We start from the raw sequence: 18,931 nt of genomic DNA, 5'->3' as shown, positions 1-18,931 counted from the left end.
TCGACCATTATTCCACTATTTCTGCGCCTAGCGCATGGTGAAAATGCCGAAGCGCCCACTCGTGCCCGGCCGCATCAAAGCTCGCGACCGCCCGCCGATAAACGACGAGGCGAAATCCTTTGTTGTACGCATCAACCGCCGTATGAAGGACGCAAATATCGGTGCAGCACCCGACCAAATGCACTTCCGTGATGCCTCTCTCGCGCAACTTCAGCTCTAAGTCGGTTCCGGCGAACGCGCTGTAGCGCGTTTTATCCATCCAATACACATTCTTCTTATGCTTATTCGCTTGGTACAACGTCTCTAGCTCCCCATACAGCTTCCGTCCTTTCGTCCCCTCGATATTATGCGGCGGAAACAGCTTTGTCTCCGGATGATAATGGTCTTCTTCCGTATGCTTGTCAATGGCAAAAACGACAAAGTCGCCATGGTCAATAAACTGTTTCGTTACCCGCACAAGCTCGTCCTCAATCACTTGTCCCGGCTTCCCGCATGTGAGCGCACCGTCATCGGCAATGAAATCAACGGTGTAGTCGATGTTAATCAGTGCTTTCCCCATTTTGCATCACTCCCCCTTTTTTTCTTCTCCTGTATCCAAGCAGTCAACATCCGAGCAAACGGAATCTCCCGAACGGAGCGCCTCTTGCTCTGAGTTGAACATGTCTAGTTTTTGAAAAATTCTATTCTCTTTTCCTTTCCAAATGTGAATATTTTAGACAGGAAGAGATACGGCTTCGTTGCGATGTTTCCATCTCGGCCGCGTCCTTTTTAGCGTTTTCTATATTATATCACAACAGTAAAAGCGTTTTCTTGCCTGAGAGCCCAACTGCGCGTATGATGGGCCTGCAACTAGAAAAATAAAAAACGATCCTCCTTTCCCTTTTCATCCGAAAAGCGAAGCGGAGGATCGTTTCATTTCATTGTCGTTAGCTGTTTTCTGCCGTTTTGGCTGCTTTCAGCTGGCTGCGCAACATAAGCGATTGGATGATCGAGAAGCAGCCGCCGACAACCCAATAGAGTGACAGCGCCGACGGAACGGAGCTAGCACCGATAAAAATCATCACTGGCATGATGTAGGACATCATTGCCATTTGCGGCATTTGTTCTTCAGTCATGGATGGCGACAGGCGAAGCGAGAGAAATGTCGTCAATGCCGCCAAAATCGGCAAAATGAAATACGGATCGCGGTGGCCGAGTTCGACCCATAAGAACGAATGGGTTTTGATTTCCTGCGTCCGCGAAATCGCATAATAAAGCGCCATAAAAATCGGCATTTGGATAAGTACCGGCAGGCAACCGCTCGCCGGATTGATCCCATGCTTTTGGTACAGTTGAACCATCTCTTGCTGGAGCTTGCGTTGTGTTTCTGGGTCTTTGCTTTTATATTTTTCTTGCAGTTTCAACAGCTCCGGGCGCAGCTTTTGCATAGCAATCGAGGTGCGGAACTGCTTCAAAATAAGCGGCAGCAAACAAAAACGGACAATGAGCGTCAACACGATAATGGCAATGCCGTAGTTGTCGCCAAACCAATGGCCAAACGTCAACAACAGCTTGGACATCGGATAGACAAAGTAATGATTCCAAATCCCTTGGCTATGTTCGTCGATCGGTTCATTCGAGCTGCAGCCAGAAAGAAGCAAGGCAACACTAAGCAACACTACTAACCATTTTTTCATGAAAAGCCCTCCTTGATCATGTCAAAAAATCATGTCGTTTCATCAAGAAAAGGGCCTTCCATCCTCATCGGTCCGGTTCGTCCGTTCGCGAATGGGGATTTTCCGTCGCTGCGGCAAAAACAGCGGACGTGATGGAAGCGCAACGAAACCCGTAGCTGCTCCTGCCCGATACTCGCGAACCGTAGTCCATGCCGATTCGTAAGATAACGATTTCGTCACCCGGTGTATGCCCATATAGCCTTTAACGATGACAAACAGCACACCAACAAGTGACATGTACCAAAGCAGCTCGATCGGCGCTTCCATGCATTCCCCTCCTTTCCGCCTGACAATTCTCTTCTTCTCATAACAATACCAAACTTTCTTTTAAAAGAAAAGCAATGATCCATCACATTTGTTTCATTCGATGAAACGCCGGCTCCTCAGCCGCTAACGCAGCAAACTCTCCACTCTCATCGGCCGCCCACACGGCATCGAGCTCTTGCTTCGCCTCATCGAAACGCCCAAGAAGTGAAAGATAGCGAGCGCGCTCGTAACGAAGGTGGATATCTTCCGACACATGAGCATGCCGTTCAATGGTCGCAAGCGCCTGATTGAGATGCCCCATTTCCTCGTAAATAGCGGCCAACTGCAGGTGCCATTCTGTATCTTCAACATACCAATGGGCGCAATGCTCCCAAAGCGCTGCCGCTTCAGCGTAGCGGCCGGTCTCCATATATTGTTCGCTAAGCAACATAAATGCTTCGCGAGCAAGCGGCTCCTCAGCAACGATCACCTGCAATTGCCGCTCGGCTTTCTCCTGTTGTCCGCTCTTGAGCCAAATGACCGCCTGCCATGTGAGCAATTCCAAATCATCCGGTTCGTCCGTGAGCAATCGATCAAGCCATGACTGTGCTTCTTGCCGTTTTCGAACATCATCAGCCGCCAATAAGTATTCTACAAATTCACGCGCCAACGAAGGATCCCAAACGTTAGCAAGCGCTTTGCGCCACATTTTGACAGCATCGCCCTCCAGCTCGGCAGCCGCATAAAGGCGGGCGAGCTGCCCATAGGCTTCGTGATGGCCGCGGTCGAGATGGATCGCTTCCTCATACAAATCCATGGCGATCGAAAGCACAGAAACTCTTCCAACCCATTGTTTCGCTTTTGTCCACCAGCGCGCCCCCGCTTCGTTTTTGTTCCGCTCTCCTTCCAAATACGGAAGGAGAGCGGCGGCCGCATTTCGATAAACAACACTTTTTTCTTGACGATCGATGGTTAGCCGCTCCAACCGATGGCGAAGCTTTCCTAAACCGCGCATGGTTTTCGGAAAAAGAGCGACATATGCCGAATACAACGATTCATCGTCAGGATGGTGCATCATCAATCGTTCGAATAACTCGATCGCCTCTTTCGTACGGCCTTCTTGGTGAAGCACATTCGCGTAATGGCGAAGCGCTTCACGGTGATCCGGTTCAAGGGCAAGTGCTTTCTCGACGGCCATCTTTTCTTGATCTTCGCGCCCAAGCGCCCCGTATACATACCCGAGGCTGTCATAATACCATACATCCCCGGCCAGACGGCGGGCATCGGCTAACGCTTGAAGCAACGCAGATGGCTCGAGGAGCGCCGCTAACGATTCGATATCTGCACGCAGCGGGGCAAGCCGGACCGCCTCAAGCAAATGCGCGTGCTGCTGCTCTTCATTTCCTTCCATCTCGTATAGCGCGGCCAGACGAAAATGGCAAAGGGCAAACGACGGATCGGCATCCAAACACGATTCATAATGCTGTTTTGCCTCTTCGTAGCGGCCGAGGGCGCTGCACAGCTCCGCCAACCGGTATAATGAAAGCGGATGGCCCATGGCAGCGGCTTTTCGATAAACTGCCATCGCCTTGGACGGCCGGCTTTGCCGCTCGTAAAGGACACCGAGGGCCGAATGAGCCGGAGCTAGGCCGGGACGAGCGGCAATGAGCTGTTCCAAAAACGTCCGGCCGCGCTCTCGAAGAGCTGGCGTTGTCAGCTGGTCAATGTAAAACTCATACACTTCTTCGATATCAAATTCGGCGAGGCGAAGCCCGTTCTCAAGCCATGAGAGCGCCAGTTGTTTTCCCTCCGCCTCATTGGCAACCCCATGGACCAATAGCCACTTGCCGGCGTTTAGCCAATATTCGCTATCATCGGCAAAACGAGTGCGCTGTTCCATCACGTGCCGTTTCGCCGCTTCAACGTGTCCGCGCTCCATCAGGGCAGATGCCAGCCCAAGATGGGCAAACACGTCGTTGTCATCGTGACGAATGGCTTTTTCGTAGCATGAGGCGGCCTGTTCCACCTCCCCTTCGTCCATATAAGCGTCGCCGAGTCGAACGTAAAGCAGCGCCAACCGTTCCGCGGCCGCGAGCCCTTCTTTGAGCACTGCTTTCGCCTGTTCCCGTTTACCATCGTCATCATACAAGTCAGCAAGCATGACATACGGGTACGGCTCCCGCGGATCGAGCGCCTTGGCAACACGAAAGCCGCGCTCGGCCTTACGCCGGTGGCCAAGCTCCAGATCGCAGCGGGCGCGCTCATACCAAAGATGAGCGTCGCGCCGCTCGCGGCGCACGAGGTGATCAAACCATTTGCGCGCTTCAGCCAAACGCTTCGCGTGGAACAACAACAAGCCATGGTTCGTTTCGATAAACAGATCGCCCGGGTGCAAATGGACAGCGATGCGTGAACAAACCAGCCCCCTTTCAGTATAGCCAGCATATGCCGAAGCGAGCGCCGTGTAGCTCCACACTTCCGGCTGATCCGGATCAAGCTGAAGCGAAGCGCGAAAATGGCGGACCGCTTCTTCATAGCGGCTCATAAAAAAGGCAATGCGTCCGCGCAAGTAATGGTACAGCGGGCTTTGCCTTTTTCCTTTTGCCTGTTTCAGCGCCTGTTCCGCCCGCTCCATTTCTTGTATATAAACATAAGCTTTCGCTGTTACTAGCAATAAATCGTTATGCTCGGGATATCGTTCCAAAACCCGCTCAGCATAGTCAAGCACAAGCGTCTTCGCCTCATCACTGCCAAAATGTTTGACCGTATATAGCCATGTGTACGGAATATGCTCATGCTGGCGCAAAAAAGCAACAAACGCATCGAAATACGCCTGTTCATCTTCATCCATCTTTTCCGCAAAGGCATGCAGTTCCCGGAAATAACGGTCTTCCTCAATAGGAAGCTCCGCAGCAAGGGCAACTTTTTCCCGGGGAAGCGCAACAATCGACAAATAATGCGTCCCGGCGTACCATTTTTCGAGCTCTTCTTCTGGAACGACAAAGGGTTCGAATACGTTTGGATCTTGCACGTAAAACGCCCCGAGCCGCTCATCATAGCCAAACAACACTTGTACGTGCGACGACTGCTCGTAATCAACGCTCAAGAGCACTGGAATCCCTTCATCAATGAGCCGCTTCCAGTGCGGTGGTGAACCGATGAAAAAGCGGCAAACAAACCCGAGCTTCTCCAAATAATGAACCGTCGTTGATAATTTAGAACCACGCACATCAAAAATATGCTCCGCCACTTCATCTTGCGTCCGGGGAGAACCGAGCAAGCGAAGCATCATTTCTAAACTCGCCGGCACACAATAGTTATGCTTTTGAACAACTGAAACAAGCGGCAGCACGACCGCCCGCTCCCTTTGCCGCCCAAGCGCGCGGGCGTACGGCGTTTTCTCAAGCCTCGGCTCGGCTCTCACCAACGACTCAAGCTTCTCCCATTCCTCTAGCTGATAATACAGTTCTGCGCGCACATGGGCGAAATAACGGCGATGCATATGAAGCGGATTCAAGCGGTCAAGCTCTTCCATCGCCGCGAGCGCCTCACGGTAGGCGCGCACATCGCGCAAGCGGCGCACGCGTTCCGCGTAAAACGACAACACTTGTGGGAAACGCCGTCTTCCTTCCTCAAGAACGGCCAACGCCTCGTGATGACGGCCATCAAGCGCATACAGATCAGCCAGAAGCAAATAGCACATATCGCCGCGCTCCGAGTCGTCCAGCCCGGAGCGGATCACTTGTTCCGCTCGCTTCCGGTCGCCGGTTTCGATATAAAAATAGCCCCATTTGTCATGGATCGACACCGTCTCATAACGGGCGACCACATTCATCCATTCACGTGCCTCATCGACTCGCCGCATATCCAACAAGGCGCGCACTAACGTAAACGCCGCCCGGGCGATTGCTTCGTCGGGCTCGTCGGTCTTGCCTTGAAGCGCTTTGGCAAGGCGCGGTAGGAGCGCCTCTTCAACATCAAGTGGCCGGCGGTTCTCAAGCCATTCATCACACACCCAAGCCAACGTCTGCAATGTGTTCAACTTGCGGTGGGCGTAGCGGGCGATAAGCCCGCTATGGCGGTACATAAGCGCATAATCAAACAGCCGGATGAGCGCCCGGAACGGTTCGATGCTGTCCCATGACGCCAACAGTGACCGCCATCCAAACAATCCGACCTTTTCTAACTGTGGCCGCACTTCAGCGAGGGCGTCTACAATTCGTTTTTCTTCAACGAGCGATGCGATATGTTCAATATGGTTCATGCAACAAAAACTCCTTTATCATGTTCCGGCAAAAAGCTGCCTCCTTAAGGAATATGTAGGTTGCGAGCGGTAGGAGATGAATGTCAATCGATATCATTGAAACCGCTGATGTTTCGAACAAATACATGATCCTACCTGCGCACATTGTTCTTCGAAATAAGAAAATAGAGGATAAGAAGCCATCTTGTTCTTCTCTCTTCCCCTTCTACTTTAGTAATAAGTTTAGAACAAGCCACCTAAAACAACCATATATTTTTTTAGAAAAATAACGACAAAGAAACAAGAAATGACCCACCCTGTTTTCGACAGAATGGGTCGCAAGCAGACACATGCATCATCGCGAACGGAAAAGATCTCCCCTTCTCAGCGTGAGCGTAGACGGGAGAGCGTTCAAGCATGTTTGGCGAAAAACTGAAGTGACCGTTCGATAATCGTTTGCTGATCATAATCTAATGTTGCTACATGGTAGCTGTTGTGAAGACGGACGATCTCTTTCTCTGACGATTGAACGCCTTGAAAAATGATATCGGCATTCCCAGGCGGCACAACATGGTCTTCATCGGAAACGAAAATTAGCGCCGGGCAAGTAATGCGTCCAAGCTCTTCTTTCACACGCTCCATCAATTGAGCCAGCTGAAGGAGCGATGCAGTTGGCGTTTTCTCGTATGATAATTCTTTCACATCTGGATTTTTCAAATCTGAACCGATCGAGTCAAGATACCTCGGCACCTCGCCCCCACCCGTCATCCCAGCGGCGATGGCCGGAATATCGACAGCGGCGTTAATCGGTACGATGCCGCAAATCTCCGGGTGCTGTTCCGCCAAATAAAGCGTGAGCGTCCCACCCATCGACAGCCCGGTGACAAAAATGGTTTGGCATCGTTGTTTCAGCCATTCATATCCTTCCTCGACCGAGGCAATCCAATCGTGGAACGTCGTTCGTTCCATGTCTTCGTAGTGCGTCCCATGCCCCTTTAAGCGCGGCAAGCAAACGGTATAACCGGCTTGGGCATACGCTTCAGCAAGCGGGCGCATGCTGTGTGGCGTGCCCGTGAACCCGTGCGACAACAGCACCCCGACCGGCCCGTTTTCAGCGTAAAACGGCTCTGCGCCGGGAAGTACAGGATATCGTTCTTTCATCGTGTCCTCTCCCTTATCTGTCTTTTTCATCCATATACATTCGCCGCCCCCATCTCCGTTTCCTTTTTCAACCTCTCACCAAATGAATAAAATCGATTGCCACCACTCGCGGAACAATCCGTTGGCCACGAAATAAACGAAGCCGGTTAAGGCAGCGTAAACCAACACTTTTTCCATCCCTTTTCCCGTCCGATAGAGCGGCACTTTCCACCGCTTCGAAGAAAACGGCCAAAACAAAGGCACCCCTTGGACAGAAAAAAAGTCTTCAATAATATGAAACAAATAGCCAAGCACGATCCCGGCGGCGAACGGCGACGATGAGTCGCGCCACACGAGGGCAGCAAGCACACCCCAGACGATGAACGAATGCGTCATGCCACGATGGCCAAATGCTTCTTTGACTTTACTTGCGACGCCAAACGAACGGCGTCCGACATACGACGACGGCTCGTCAATATCAGGAAGAAGGCTGCCGATGACAAGACCAGCCGTATAGGCAGCAGTAAACGGAAGCGCCGTATACGTAGATACCGACGCCCCGAGGCATAATGAAACGATCACATGACTCGAATACCGCAACGAACATCCCCTCAAACTTCCTTGTTTTCCCCATTATACCATAACAAAGAATATTTGTTCGCTTCTTTGACGAATTTGTGACAATGCGACCAAATGTGACAAAATTAACATCGCGTTATTGACATCATGGCTATAGTTAAAAGTACAAAACGCTAATTAAGGAGTGAACAAAATGAAGCGAAGACGATCTCCACTCGCTAACCGTTTCAAATATATTCGTCCGATCGAGCGTCAAGCCGATGGACATAGCGAAGTAACCTACGGCGACCGCGCCTGGGAAGATGCATACCGCCGACGCTGGCAGCACGACAAAGTCGTCCGTTCAACTCATGGCGTCAACTGTACCGGGTCATGCAGTTGGAACATTTACGTCAAAAACGGCATTGTCACGTGGGAAGGACAGCAGCTCGACTATCCGTCGACCGGACCGGATATGCCAGACTTTGAACCACGCGGCTGCCCGCGCGGCGCGAGCTTCTCATGGTATATGTACAGCCCGCTGCGCGTCAAATACCCGTATGTTCGCGGCATCTTGCTTGACATGTGGCGTGAGGCGCTTACCTATTACCCAAACAATCCGCTAAAAGCGTGGAAAAGCATCGTCGAAGACCGGGAAAAAGCAAAGCGCTACAAACAGGCGCGCGGGAAAGGTGGATTCGTGCGCGTCAGCTGGGACGAAGCATTGACGCTTGTCGCTGCTTCCTTATTATATACGGTCGTAAAATACGGCCCAGATCGCAATGTCGGCTTCTCTCCGATCCCAGCGATGTCGATGGTCAGTCATGCCGCTGGGTCACGGTTTATGCAACTGATGGGCGGACCGATGTTAAGCTTCTATGATTGGTACGCCGATTTGCCGCCGGCATCGCCGCAAATTTGGGGCGATCAAACGGACGTGCCGGAATCAAGCGACTGGTACAATGCCGGTTACATCATCACGTGGGGCTCAAATGTCCCGCTCACCCGGACGCCGGACGCTCACTTTTTAGCTGAAGTGCGCTACCGCGGCACGAAAGTTGTGTCCGTCAGCCCTGATTACGCCGAGTCGACGAAATTTGCCGATGATTGGCTGTCAGTGAAACAAGGAACGGACGGCGCTTTGGCTATGGCAATGGGGCACGTCATTTTAAACGAATATTATGTCAAACGGACTATCCCGTACTTTGAACAATATGCAAAAACGTACACCGATTTTCCGTTTATCGTCACTTTAAAACAAGACGGCGGTGCATGGACGGCCGGCCGCTTCTTGTTGGCCAAAGATCTTGGCAAACATACCGAAAATGCCGAATGGAAGCCGGTTATCTACGACGAGAACACCGACTCGTTTGCCGTGCCGAACGGAACGATCGGCACGCGCTGGGAAGACAAAGGAAAATGGAACTTGCGTCTTGTTGATGAGGAAACAGAACAGCCGCTTGAGCCACGCCTGTCGTTTTTAGGGAGCGAAGATGAAGTCATCTCGATCCAGCTTCCATATTTCACCGCTGACGGCGGAAAAACGATCGAACGCGCGGTTCCAGTGAAAAAAGTGCAAACCGTAACGGGAGACGTTTACGTCACGACCGTCTATGACTTGATTTTGGCCAACTATGGCATCGACCGCGGCATCGGCGGCACAGTCGCCCGTTCGTACGATGACGATGTGCCGTTCACCCCGGCATGGCAAGAAGCCATCACCGGCGTCAAGCGCGAACTTGTCGTGAAAATCGCCCGCGAGTTTGCTGACAATGCGATCGACACGAACGGCCGGTCGATGATCATCGTCGGTGCTGGCATTAACCATTGGTTTAACTCGGATACGATTTATCGCGCTGTGCTGAACCTTGTCTTGTTCGTCGGCGCCCAAGGGGTCAACGGCGGCGGTTGGGCCCATTACGTCGGGCAAGAGAAACTGCGCCCAGCGGAAGGATGGCAGACGATCGCCACCGCTCGCGACTGGGTTGGACCGGCAAAATTGCAAAACGGCACGTCGTTCTTCTACTTTGCGACTGACCAATGGCGCTATGAAGAGCGGCCAATCGATGAACTCATCTCGCCGTTGGCTAAAAAAGCGCGCTATTCGCACCCTGGCGATTACAATGTTTTGGCCGCCCGGCTCGGCTGGCTGCCGTCGTACCCGACGTTTAACAAAAATGGCATCGAGCTGTATAACGAAGCAGTAAGCCATGGAGCTCGCACGCCGGAAGAGATCGGCGCCTATGTCGCGAAACAGCTGAAAAATAAAGAATTGCAGTTTGCTATCGAAGATCCGGATCATGAAGCGAACTTCCCGCGCAACTTGATCGTTTGGCGCGCTAACTTAATCTCAAGCTCCGGCAAAGGGCATGAATATTTCTTAAAACATTTGCTTGGCACGACGAACGGCTTGTTAAACGATGACCGCGACAGCCTGCGCCCGGAAGAAATCCGCTGGCGCGATGAAGCGCCGGAAGGCAAGCTCGATCTGCTTGTCAACTTGGACTTCCGCATGGCCGGCACAGCGCTCTACTCCGATGTCGTCCTGCCGGCAGCGACATGGTATGAAAAACATGACTTAAGCAGCACGGATATGCATCCGTTCGTCCATCCGTTCAATCCAGCCGTGCCTCCGCTCTGGGAAGCACGCTCGGACTGGGATATTTTCAAATCACTCGCTAAAGCCGTATCTGATGTCGCCAAACAAGCCGGCTTGAAGCCGATGAAAGAAGTCGTCGCCACCCCGCTTTTGCACGATACGGCGCAAGAACTGGCGCAGCCGTTTGGTGAAGTGAAAGACTGGAGCAAAGGCGAGATCGAACCGATTCCGGGCAAAACAATGCCGAACATTCACGTCATTGAACGCGACTATACCCTTCTTTACGACCAAATGACCGCTTTAGGTCCGAATGTCGCCCGCCAGCCGATCGGTACAAAAGGGATCGCCTGGACGGCGAAAGACGAATACGAACAGCTGAAACGCCGGCTTGGCACTGTCCGACGCGCTTCCATCGCCGATGGTTGCCCGGACATTAGCGAAGCGAAAAAAGCAGCTGAAGCGATTTTGACGCTGTCGTCGACCACAAACGGAAAAATGGCCGTCAAAGCATGGGAAGCGCTCGAGAAAAAGACGAATTTGGAGCTTGCTGACTTGGCGAAAGAACGCGAAGAAGAGTGCTTCACGTTTGAACAAATCACCGCTCAGCCGAAAACGGTCATCACTTCACCGGCCTTTAGCGGTTCGGAAAAAGGCGGACGGCGTTACTCGCCGTTTACGACGAACGTCGAACGGCTCATTCCGTGGCGGACACTGACCGGCAGACAGTCGTTTTACATCGACCATGAACTGATGCACGAGTTCGGTGAAACGATGGCAACGTTCAAGCCAGTCTTGCCGCACCGCCCATTCTCGAACAAACGGCCGACGGAAAACGGAAAAGAGGTCGTCTTAAACTATTTGACACCGCATAACAAATGGTCGATTCACAGCATGTATTTCGATTCGCTGCCAATGTTGACATTGTTCCGCGGCGGACCGACCGTCTGGATGAACAAAGACGACGCAGCCGAAGCCGGCATCACAGACAACGACTGGATCGAATGTTTCAACGAAAACGGCGTTGTCGTCGCCCGCGCCGTCGTCTCGCACCGTCTCCCGCGCGGCATGGCGTTTATGCACCACGCGCAAGACCGCCATATTAACGTGCCGGGCACGAAGCTGACGAACAACCGCGGCGGCACGCACAACAGCCCGACACGCATCCATGTGAAACCGACGCATATGATCGGCGGATACGCGCAGTTAAGCTACGGATTCAACTATTACGGACCGACGGGCAACCAACGCGACTTGTTCGTTGTCATCCGCAAATTAGAGGAGGTTGATTGGCTTGAAGATTAAAGCGCAAGTCGGCATGGTCATGAATTTGGATAAATGTATCGGCTGCCATACGTGCAGCGTCACATGCAAAAACACATGGACAAACCGGCCCGGCGCCGAATATATGTACTTTAACAACGTGGAAACAAAGCCGGGGATCGGCTATCCGAAACAGTGGGAAGATCAAGATAAATATAAAGGCGGCTGGGAATTAAAAGACGGCGAATTGCGGCTTAAATCCGGCCCGAAAGCCATGCGGCTCGTCAATTTGTTCTACAACCCGTACCAGCCGACGATCGACGATTACTACGAACCATGGAACTACGACTACGAAACGTTGACGAACAGCCCGCAAAAGCGGTATCAGCCGGTTGCCCGGCCGAAATCGGCCATCACCGGTGAATGGATGGAAGTATCGTGGGGACCGAACTGGGAAGACGACTTGGCCGGGGCCCATGTCACCGGCTTGCGCGACCCGAACGTTGTCAAAATGGAGCAGGCGATCCAAGCAGAATTCGAAGATGTCTTTATGATGTATTTGCCGCGCATTTGTGAACATTGTCTCAATCCGTCATGCGTATCGAGCTGCCCATCGGGCGCTATGTACAAACGCGATGAGGACGGCATCGTCCTCGTCGACCAAAACGCCTGCCGCGCTTGGCGATATTGCGTCACCAGCTGCCCGTACAAAAAAGTATATTTCAACTGGCAAACGAACAAAGCGGAAAAATGCACGCTCTGTTTCCCGCGCATCGAAGCCGGCTTGCCGACAATTTGCTCGGAAACATGTGTCGGCCGCATCCGTTACATCGGCGTCATGCTGTATGACGCGGATAAAGTGAAGGAAGCGGCGAGCGTCACAGATGAGAAACAGCTGTATCACGCCCAACTTGATATTTTCCTTGACCCAAACGATCCGACTGTCATCGCAGAAGCGAAAAAAGCCGGCATTCCGGACGAATGGATTGCAGCGGCGCAGCGCTCGCCGATTTACAAAATGATCGTTGACTGGAAAATCGCTTTGCCGCTGCACCCGGAATATCGGACACTGCCAATGGTATGGTACATTCCACCGTTAAGCCCGATCATGAATACGATCGAAGGAAAAGGAAGCGGCGCGAACGCCGATGACATCTTCCCAGCCATTGATGAAATGCGCATTCCGATCGAATATTTGGCGAATTTGCTGACGGCCGGCGATACAGCGCACATCCGCACGACATTGAAAAAAATGGCGGCGATGCGTTCGTACATGAGGGCGAAACAGACGAACAAACAGCCGGACATTCGTCTCATCGAGTCACTCGGCTTAAGCCATGAGGACATCGAAGAGATGTACCGCTTGCTCGCGATCGCCAAATACGAAGATCGCTTTGTCATCCCGGCGTCACACCGCGAGGAAGTAGCGGATCTCTACACCGAACAAGGCAGCTGTGGGCTCGCATTTGCCGGCGGTCCGGGCGCTTGCGGCACGCTTTGATGAGGGCGGGCTTCGCCCCCTTCCCCTCAAACAACGAAAATGGAGGATGCATGATGAACAGCGAACAACGGCAAACCATCTTTTTATGTGTGTCCTATTTGTTGTCCTATCCGGACGAACAGTGGGCTGAATCGCTTCCTGACTACTTGGAAGCCATCCGTTCGCTCGAAGATGAAACCGTCCGCACGCCGCTTTTGGCGGTTGCCGAGCAGCTTGCAGCCACTCCGGCTCGAGATCGGATGGAGCAATATGTCGAAACATTTGACTTCGGCAAAAAAACGAATTTGTATCTTACGTATATGACAAATGGTGAACAACGGGAGCGCGGAATCGAACTCGTCGCCTTAAAAGCACGTTACGAGGCGGCCGGATTCACCGTCTCCGAGCACGAACTGCCCGATTACTTGCCGCTTATGCTTGAATTTCTCGCCTATGCGGAGGAACCTCATGCCATCTCCTTGCTCGCCGATTATGCCGGCCATATCCGCGAAATCGGCGAGCGGTTGGCAGCCGCAGGCAGCCCGTACGTACAGCTATTTGAAACGCTCAACCTTACCTTTACTCAACTCGGCGTCACGCCGATACCGAAAGGAAGTGCAACGGCATGGCTCGTCAATTTCTCTGGATAATTGTTCCTTATTTGTCGCTTGTGCTCTTTGTTGCTGGCCATATTTGGCGCTACCAACGCGACCAGTTCGGCTGGACATCAAAATCAAGCGAACTGCTCGAAAAACGGCAGTTGCGCCTTGGAAGCCTTCTCTTTCACTGGGGTATCTTGTTCGTTTTCGTCGGTCACGTGATGGGAATTCTCATTCCTGAATCATTTTATACAGCGTTAGGCATCACCGAAGAGATGTACCACGTCATCGCCTTGGCGGGCGGCATCCCAGCCGGCTTGGCCGCGCTCGTCGGTTTAGTGATCCTTTTCCGTCGCCGCCTCACGGTGAAACGTGTGCGGGCGACAAGCAGCACTGGCGACTGGGTGGCGCTCGGATTTTTAGCCATCGTCATCGCCAGCGGACTATCATCGACATTTCTGAACGTCGATTCGCACGGGTTTGACTACCGGACGACGATCGGCCCGTGGTTCCGTGGCCTTCTTACGTTCCGTCCGAATCCAGCCTATATGGAAACGGTGCCGCTTTGGTTTCAAATCCATATTCTCGCTGCGTTCGGCTTGTTCGCTTCGTGGCCATTCACCCGTCTCGTTCACGTGTTCAGCTTTCCGATCCGCTACTTGCAGCGCAGCTATGTCGTTTATCGGAAGCGAATGCCAAAACAAGCAGAACCGTTCAAACGCGCTCAATGAGCGAGCGGCGAGCATTACACCAGGAACGCCAAACACGGCGATCATGGAGCAGGCGAGGACAAGTTGCCCTCGCCTTCTTATACGACTGCGGCTCTTCAACCTTGATAGCAGCTGAAATAAAGAAACATACGCGTTCATATCCCAACAATCATCCATCACCATCCGCCAACAAGATCACACCATGAATGAAATACAAACAAAAAACGGGATGCTCTCAATCAGGAGGCATCCCGTTTTCCATTCGTTACTCATTAATGCGCACAAACAGTTCCTCTTTCTCCTCGTCCGACAACAGCCGCTCGGCCATCGGGAAGAGCACATTTTCTTCTTTCATGAAATGCTCATCCAAAATATGATGCGCCTCAATGACCGCGCCAGCGAGCGTCAACGCCTGATCGGTGTCAACTTTCTCTGGCAGTTGGGCAGCTTTTTCTAAAAACATGGAAAGACGTGCTTTTGCCTGTTCGTGTTCGTATTCCATGACGGCGATTGGTCCGGTCGTCCGCCCGATGTACTCGGCCATCATCGGGAACAACACTCCCTCTTCCCGCTCTGAATGCGGATCTAAAACCGAGACGAACGATTCGACTTTTTCTCTCAATTCGGCGAGCGGCTCGCGCCAGTTGCGGTCATCTGCCCCTTGTCCGATCGCTTCCGCTGTAGCGAGTAGCTGCTCCATTTGGACGCGCAGCGGGCCGTGTTCCTGTTTTAATTGCGCCAAGCCAGCGCATAGCTTTACCCCTTCAGGGCCGCCCATATGACAAAATGAATGCATCAACGTTTCCCCCTTTTGATGATCTGTTCGTTGTCTCCATTATACCGTGCGCATCCTCTTCCCCGTTGTGAGCCATATCACACCAACCAAAGGGCAAGCATAAAAAAACAGCACGCGCACAGCGTGCTGCGACACCCTTTTATAGATACGGATGTTCATGCTTCGCTTTTAAGATCGTCCATCTCCGTTCCACTTCCTCCTCCAACTCGCGCAGCAAATCTTTGTTTTCTTCCCGAAGCAAATGCTTCGTTTTTCCCATATATTTTAGCCATTCACTTAACGGGATGCGGCGTCCTTTTGCTTCTGGATTGTACGTAATCGTCGTTTTCCCCCGCTCCACTTCATACAGCGGGAAAAAGCATGAATTCACCGCTGCCTGCAAAATGGTTTCCCCGTACCGCTCCTCCGATTTCCAGTTGAGCGGACAAGTAATGAGCAGCTTACCATACACCGTTCCTTCATGCTGCGCGTACCATTGCGCTTTCGCCGCTTTTTTCACCAAGTCTTGCGGAAACGCTTCTGTCCCGGTGAAAACGTACGGGATGTTCGTTGCTGCCATAATTTGCGGCGTATCTTTATGATGGAACGATTTTCCGCGTTGTCCTTTTCCAACCCCGGTTGTTGTGGTCATATGGCCCATCGGGGTCGAGTACGACATTTGCGCCCCGGTGTTCATATAACCTTCGTTATCATATTCAATGATGATCAGCTTATGGTTGCGTAGCGCCGTCCCGATGGCGGACCCCATGCCGATGTCCATCCCGCCGTCACCGGTGACCATGACAAACGTGACATCATCCGAGACATTAAGCTCGCCGCGCCGCTTCAGTTCGAAGAACGCTTCAACCATGCCCGAGAGCGTTGCCGCCCCGTTTTGGAACAAATTGTGCACCATCGTTTGTTTATGCGAGCTGTACGGATACGCGGCTGAAACGACGTACGCGCATCCGGTTTGGAACAAGACGACGATATCGCCTTCAATTCCTTTGAAAAACAGCTCGAGCCCCGGGAAAATGCCGCATCCTGGGCATGCCCCATGCCCTGGGGCGAGACGCTTCGGCTTGGCGGTCAGCGCCCGCAGCGGCGGAATTTTGACGTTTAGCCGTTTCGTTTTGTCATCGACCGTCACGTGGATGAGCCCGCTGCGGAACGCATCGCCATGGATCGGTTCAAGCAGCCGTTTCGGTTGCTGCTCAAGACGTCCAGGCACGTGGCCGAAATAGTCAAACGTTTTTTCCGCTTTTCCTTTTTCCATCGCATCAATGGCCATCCGGAACAATGCTTCAGCGTCTTCGGCGTAAAAATCTTTGCCGCCAAGGCCGTAAACACGGCTTAATACGATCGTCTGATTATCGCGGTCTTCCTGCAGTGCCGCTTTCACTTCATGCGTCATATTCGCACCGTGCGCCCCGTACGAATCGGCCCGCTCACCGATCAACAGTGCTTTCACATGTTTTAGCGCTTGGCGGATCTCCTCGGCCGGGAACGGGCGAATAATGTTCGGACTGATGACGCCCGCTTTTATCCCTTGTTTTCGCAGGCGGTCGGCTACGTCTTTCGCCGTCTCTGCCGCCGAGTTGAGCAAAAACAGCGCCACTTCGGCATCTTCCATCCGGTATAAATCGAGCGGCTCATAGCGACGCCCCGACCATTTTTCATATTCCGCGGCCACTTGCCGGAATACGTCGCCAGCCCGGTACAAGGCGACAGACTGTTGATAATGGTTGTTGATCAAATCATCGCCGCCCATATGTGCTCCGATCGTCACAGGGCGTTTCGGATCGGCTGCTGTCGGGAACCCTTCTTTGCGCGGACCGATGAACGCCTGCACCGTTTCACGATCGCGGAAATAATGCACTTTCCGTTTTTGATGTGAGGTGAAAAACCCGTCATACGCGATGATGACCGGCAGGCGGACGTCCTCATGTTCGGCGATTTTGAGCGCCATGACGTTCATATCGTAAACGGCTTGCGGCGTGCGGGCTAGCAGCACAACCCAGCCGGTGTTGAGCGTAAAATACAAATCGGAATGGTCGCCGTGAATATCGAGCGGACCGCTGACCGAGCGGGTGACGAGATTCAATACCATCGGAAAGCGGGTGCCTGATTGCACTGGCAGTTGTTCAAGCATGTACATCAGCCCGTTGGCACTCGTGGCGTTCAGCACGCGCGCCCCCATGAGCGACGCGCCGTAGCAAATCCCGGCTGAACCGTGCTCACCATCCGCTGGAATGAGCATCGTTTCATGTTCGCCCCGCCCTTTCATTTGATCAAGCAGCTGGGCGATTTCCGTTGACGGCGTGATCGGGAAGTAACCCATAATGTGATAGTTAATTTGACTCGCCGCTAACGCCGCCATTTCATTGCCGGAGGCAAACGTCATCTCTTGTACTGCTTGGTTGGCCATCTCAACATCTTTTTCAATCATTGCCATGCTTCCATTCCCCCTTTCATAAACGAAAACGAATGTTTCAAGGAATGTGCTTCGGCAAATCCCGGCACTTCCCGTTCGGCCACAAGCGCAGCCGTCGGACACGCTTCGACACATTTTAAACAACCTTTGCAATATTGATAGTCAATGCCAGCTAAAAACATCTGTTTGCGCCCTTTTTTGTCCACCCGTTCCTCCCAAACGAAGCAAAGATCGGGACAGACGTTGTCACAGGCGACACAATGAATACATTTGTCGGCTTCCCAACGTGGCAAAAACCCTTGACGGGAACCGCTTACATTTTTCAACAAACTATTTCCGCCAGCGACAATCACACCGCCGATCAGCTGTGTTTCATATCCAAATCGAGGACTGGGACGGACGAACGTTCTTTCCTCCGCCGGAGCGGGAGATGCTTGAATCCGCACTTCCTCATACCCGCGACGAAAAGCGCGAATATTTGCTTCGACGAGATGCGGCGCTTTTGTGGCGAACGTCCGGCGAATGACCGTCTCCATCGCTTCCGGTTGGATAAAAGAACAAACGCGCAACAGCGCCCCTACCATCGGCATGTTGATTTTCACTCGCTCCTCGACAGCGATGCCGAGCGCATCGACTATCACCAACGTCCCGTAAGGCAGGCGTAAATCGCGGCGAATGTCATCGAACTCGCGCGTTGAATTCACGACGGCCGTTCCGTCAGCGACAAGACCGCTCGTCACATCGACCATTTTGGCGAGTGCCTCATGAAACACACCAATGACGTGCGGAGTGGCGATCGGACTATGATCACGAATTTCAATATGCGGCTCGCAAAAGCGGATAAAGCTTTTGACCGGTGTTCCTTTTTTCTCGGAACCGTACGAAGAAAAGTTCGCCCCATTCAGCCCCGACCACAACACGCCAGCCTCAGCGAACATTTTCCCCGCCAAGTTCGCCCCCAACCCGCCGATCGACTCGAGGCGAATCTCAAAAAAACCTTGCTCATTCGTCTTTGGCAGCATCGTCATCCCCTCCCATGTGAAAAATACATCCCCAGTTTTATTATAAGTGGAAAATGTTCGAAAAACTGTGACAAAAATCAAACAGTTTGTAGATTTTGGTGAAACACGTAATATAAAACAGTGAATAACAAGATAAATTCTTATATAACA

At 52.5% G+C, this 18,931-nt stretch carries 13 protein-coding genes; 4 read left to right on the top strand and 9 right to left on the bottom strand.

Annotated features, from left to right (window positions below; translation table 11 throughout):
• Nucleotides 1-7 precede the first annotated feature (7 nt).
• The 6 genes from DSM465_RS0110035 to DSM465_RS0110005 all read right to left on the bottom strand — a co-directional run bounded on the left by DSM465_RS0110035 (nt 8) and on the right by DSM465_RS0110005 (nt 7,944).
• Nucleotides 8-559: a cysteine hydrolase family protein gene (locus DSM465_RS0110035; RefSeq protein ID WP_008880138.1), complete on the bottom strand. Its 552-nt coding sequence runs from the start codon at nt 557-559 to the stop codon at nt 8-10.
• A gap of 367 nt (nt 560-926) precedes the next feature.
• Complete coding sequence (gene yidC / locus DSM465_RS0110030; RefSeq protein WP_008880137.1) at nt 927-1,676, bottom strand: membrane protein insertase YidC; 750 nt, start codon at nt 1,674-1,676, stop codon at nt 927-929.
• A gap of 42 nt (nt 1,677-1,718) precedes the next feature.
• Nucleotides 1,719-1,982 (bottom strand): hypothetical protein, encoded by a 264-nt coding sequence (locus DSM465_RS0110025; protein WP_008880136.1) that lies wholly within the window; start codon nt 1,980-1,982, stop codon nt 1,719-1,721.
• Between the two features lie 82 nt (nt 1,983-2,064).
• Nucleotides 2,065-6,225 (bottom strand): tetratricopeptide repeat protein, encoded by a 4,161-nt coding sequence (locus DSM465_RS0110020; RefSeq protein ID WP_029761277.1) that lies wholly within the window; start codon nt 6,223-6,225, stop codon nt 2,065-2,067.
• Nucleotides 6,226-6,615: 390 nt separating this feature from the next.
• Complete coding sequence (locus tag DSM465_RS0110010; protein WP_008880134.1) at nt 6,616-7,365, bottom strand: alpha/beta hydrolase; 750 nt, start codon at nt 7,363-7,365, stop codon at nt 6,616-6,618.
• 75 nt (nt 7,366-7,440) lie between these two features.
• The gene (locus tag DSM465_RS0110005; RefSeq protein ID WP_008880133.1) at nt 7,441-7,944 is read right to left on the bottom strand and encodes a metal-dependent hydrolase; all 504 of its coding nucleotides are present in this window, start codon (nt 7,942-7,944) and stop codon (nt 7,441-7,443) included.
• A gap of 172 nt (nt 7,945-8,116) precedes the next feature.
• On the opposite strand from DSM465_RS0110005, the gene DSM465_RS0110000 reads away from it, so the two are divergent.
• From DSM465_RS0110000 to narI, 4 genes are read left to right on the top strand one after another with little or no spacing between them, the layout of a single operon-like run.
• Nucleotides 8,117-11,803 (top strand): nitrate reductase subunit alpha, encoded by a 3,687-nt coding sequence (locus tag DSM465_RS0110000; RefSeq protein ID WP_011887489.1) that lies wholly within the window; start codon nt 8,117-8,119, stop codon nt 11,801-11,803.
• Nucleotides 11,793-13,262, top strand: a complete 1,470-nt coding sequence (gene narH / locus DSM465_RS0109995; RefSeq protein WP_029761275.1) for a nitrate reductase subunit beta — start codon at nt 11,793-11,795, stop codon at nt 13,260-13,262. Before DSM465_RS0110000 ends, narH begins: the two co-directional genes overlap by 11 nt.
• Nucleotides 13,263-13,315: 53 nt before the next feature.
• Entirely contained in the window at nt 13,316-13,891 is a 576-nt protein-coding gene (gene narJ, locus DSM465_RS0109990; protein ID WP_029761274.1) for a nitrate reductase molybdenum cofactor assembly chaperone, read from the top strand.
• Nucleotides 13,867-14,571: a respiratory nitrate reductase subunit gamma gene (gene narI, locus DSM465_RS0109985; protein ID WP_029761273.1), complete on the top strand. Its 705-nt coding sequence runs from the start codon at nt 13,867-13,869 to the stop codon at nt 14,569-14,571. The genes narJ and narI overlap by 25 nt, the downstream gene beginning before the upstream one ends.
• Nucleotides 14,572-14,815: 244 nt before the next feature.
• Here the strand turns inward: narI and DSM465_RS0109980 are convergent, their stop codons facing one another.
• The 3 genes from DSM465_RS0109980 to DSM465_RS0109970 form a co-directional block, all read right to left on the bottom strand.
• A complete protein-coding gene (locus DSM465_RS0109980; protein ID WP_008880127.1) occupies nt 14,816-15,346 on the bottom strand; it encodes a hemerythrin domain-containing protein in 531 nt (176 codons plus the stop codon).
• 139 nt (nt 15,347-15,485) lie between these two features.
• The gene (locus DSM465_RS0109975) at nt 15,486-17,780 is read right to left on the bottom strand and encodes a thiamine pyrophosphate-dependent enzyme (protein ID WP_029761272.1); all 2,295 of its coding nucleotides are present in this window, start codon (nt 17,778-17,780) and stop codon (nt 15,486-15,488) included.
• A complete protein-coding gene (locus tag DSM465_RS0109970; RefSeq protein ID WP_172437868.1) occupies nt 17,771-18,787 on the bottom strand; it encodes a 2-oxoacid:acceptor oxidoreductase family protein in 1,017 nt (338 codons plus the stop codon). The genes DSM465_RS0109975 and DSM465_RS0109970 overlap by 10 nt, the downstream gene beginning before the upstream one ends.
• Nucleotides 18,788-18,931 lie beyond the last annotated feature (144 nt).

The sequence above is a fragment of the Geobacillus thermodenitrificans subsp. thermodenitrificans DSM 465 genome (assembly GCF_000496575.1).
GTDB classification, from domain to species: Bacteria; Bacillota; Bacilli; order Bacillales; family Anoxybacillaceae; genus Geobacillus; species Geobacillus thermodenitrificans.
The sequence above is the reverse complement of the archived record's forward strand: the minus strand, read 5'-3'. Positions and strand labels throughout refer to the sequence as shown.

Bases quoted from the DNA above. Each gene is read 5' to 3' on its own strand.
- DSM465_RS0110035 (WP_008880138.1), bottom strand. From the start codon at position 559: ATGGGGAAAGCACTGATTAACATCGACTACACCGTTGATTTCATTGCC.
- yidC (WP_008880137.1), bottom strand. From the start codon at position 1,676: ATGAAAAAATGGTTAGTAGTGTTGCTTAGTGTTGCCTTGCTTCTTTCT.
- DSM465_RS0110025 (WP_008880136.1), bottom strand. From the start codon at position 1,982: ATGGAAGCGCCGATCGAGCTGCTTTGGTACATGTCACTTGTTGGTGTG.
- DSM465_RS0110020 (WP_029761277.1), bottom strand. From the start codon at position 6,225: ATGAACCATATTGAACATATCGCATCGCTCGTTGAAGAAAAACGAATT.
- DSM465_RS0110010 (WP_008880134.1), bottom strand. From the start codon at position 7,365: ATGAAAGAACGATATCCTGTACTTCCCGGCGCAGAGCCGTTTTACGCT.
- DSM465_RS0110000 (WP_011887489.1), top strand. From the start codon at position 8,117: ATGAAGCGAAGACGATCTCCACTCGCTAACCGTTTCAAATATATTCGT.
- narJ (WP_029761274.1), top strand. From the start codon at position 13,316: ATGAACAGCGAACAACGGCAAACCATCTTTTTATGTGTGTCCTATTTG.
- narI (WP_029761273.1), top strand. From the start codon at position 13,867: ATGGCTCGTCAATTTCTCTGGATAATTGTTCCTTATTTGTCGCTTGTG.
- DSM465_RS0109980 (WP_008880127.1), bottom strand. From the start codon at position 15,346: ATGCATTCATTTTGTCATATGGGCGGCCCTGAAGGGGTAAAGCTATGC.
- DSM465_RS0109975 (WP_029761272.1), bottom strand. From the start codon at position 17,780: ATGGCAATGATTGAAAAAGATGTTGAGATGGCCAACCAAGCAGTACAA.
- DSM465_RS0109970 (WP_172437868.1), bottom strand. From the start codon at position 18,787: ATGACGATGCTGCCAAAGACGAATGAGCAAGGTTTTTTTGAGATTCGC.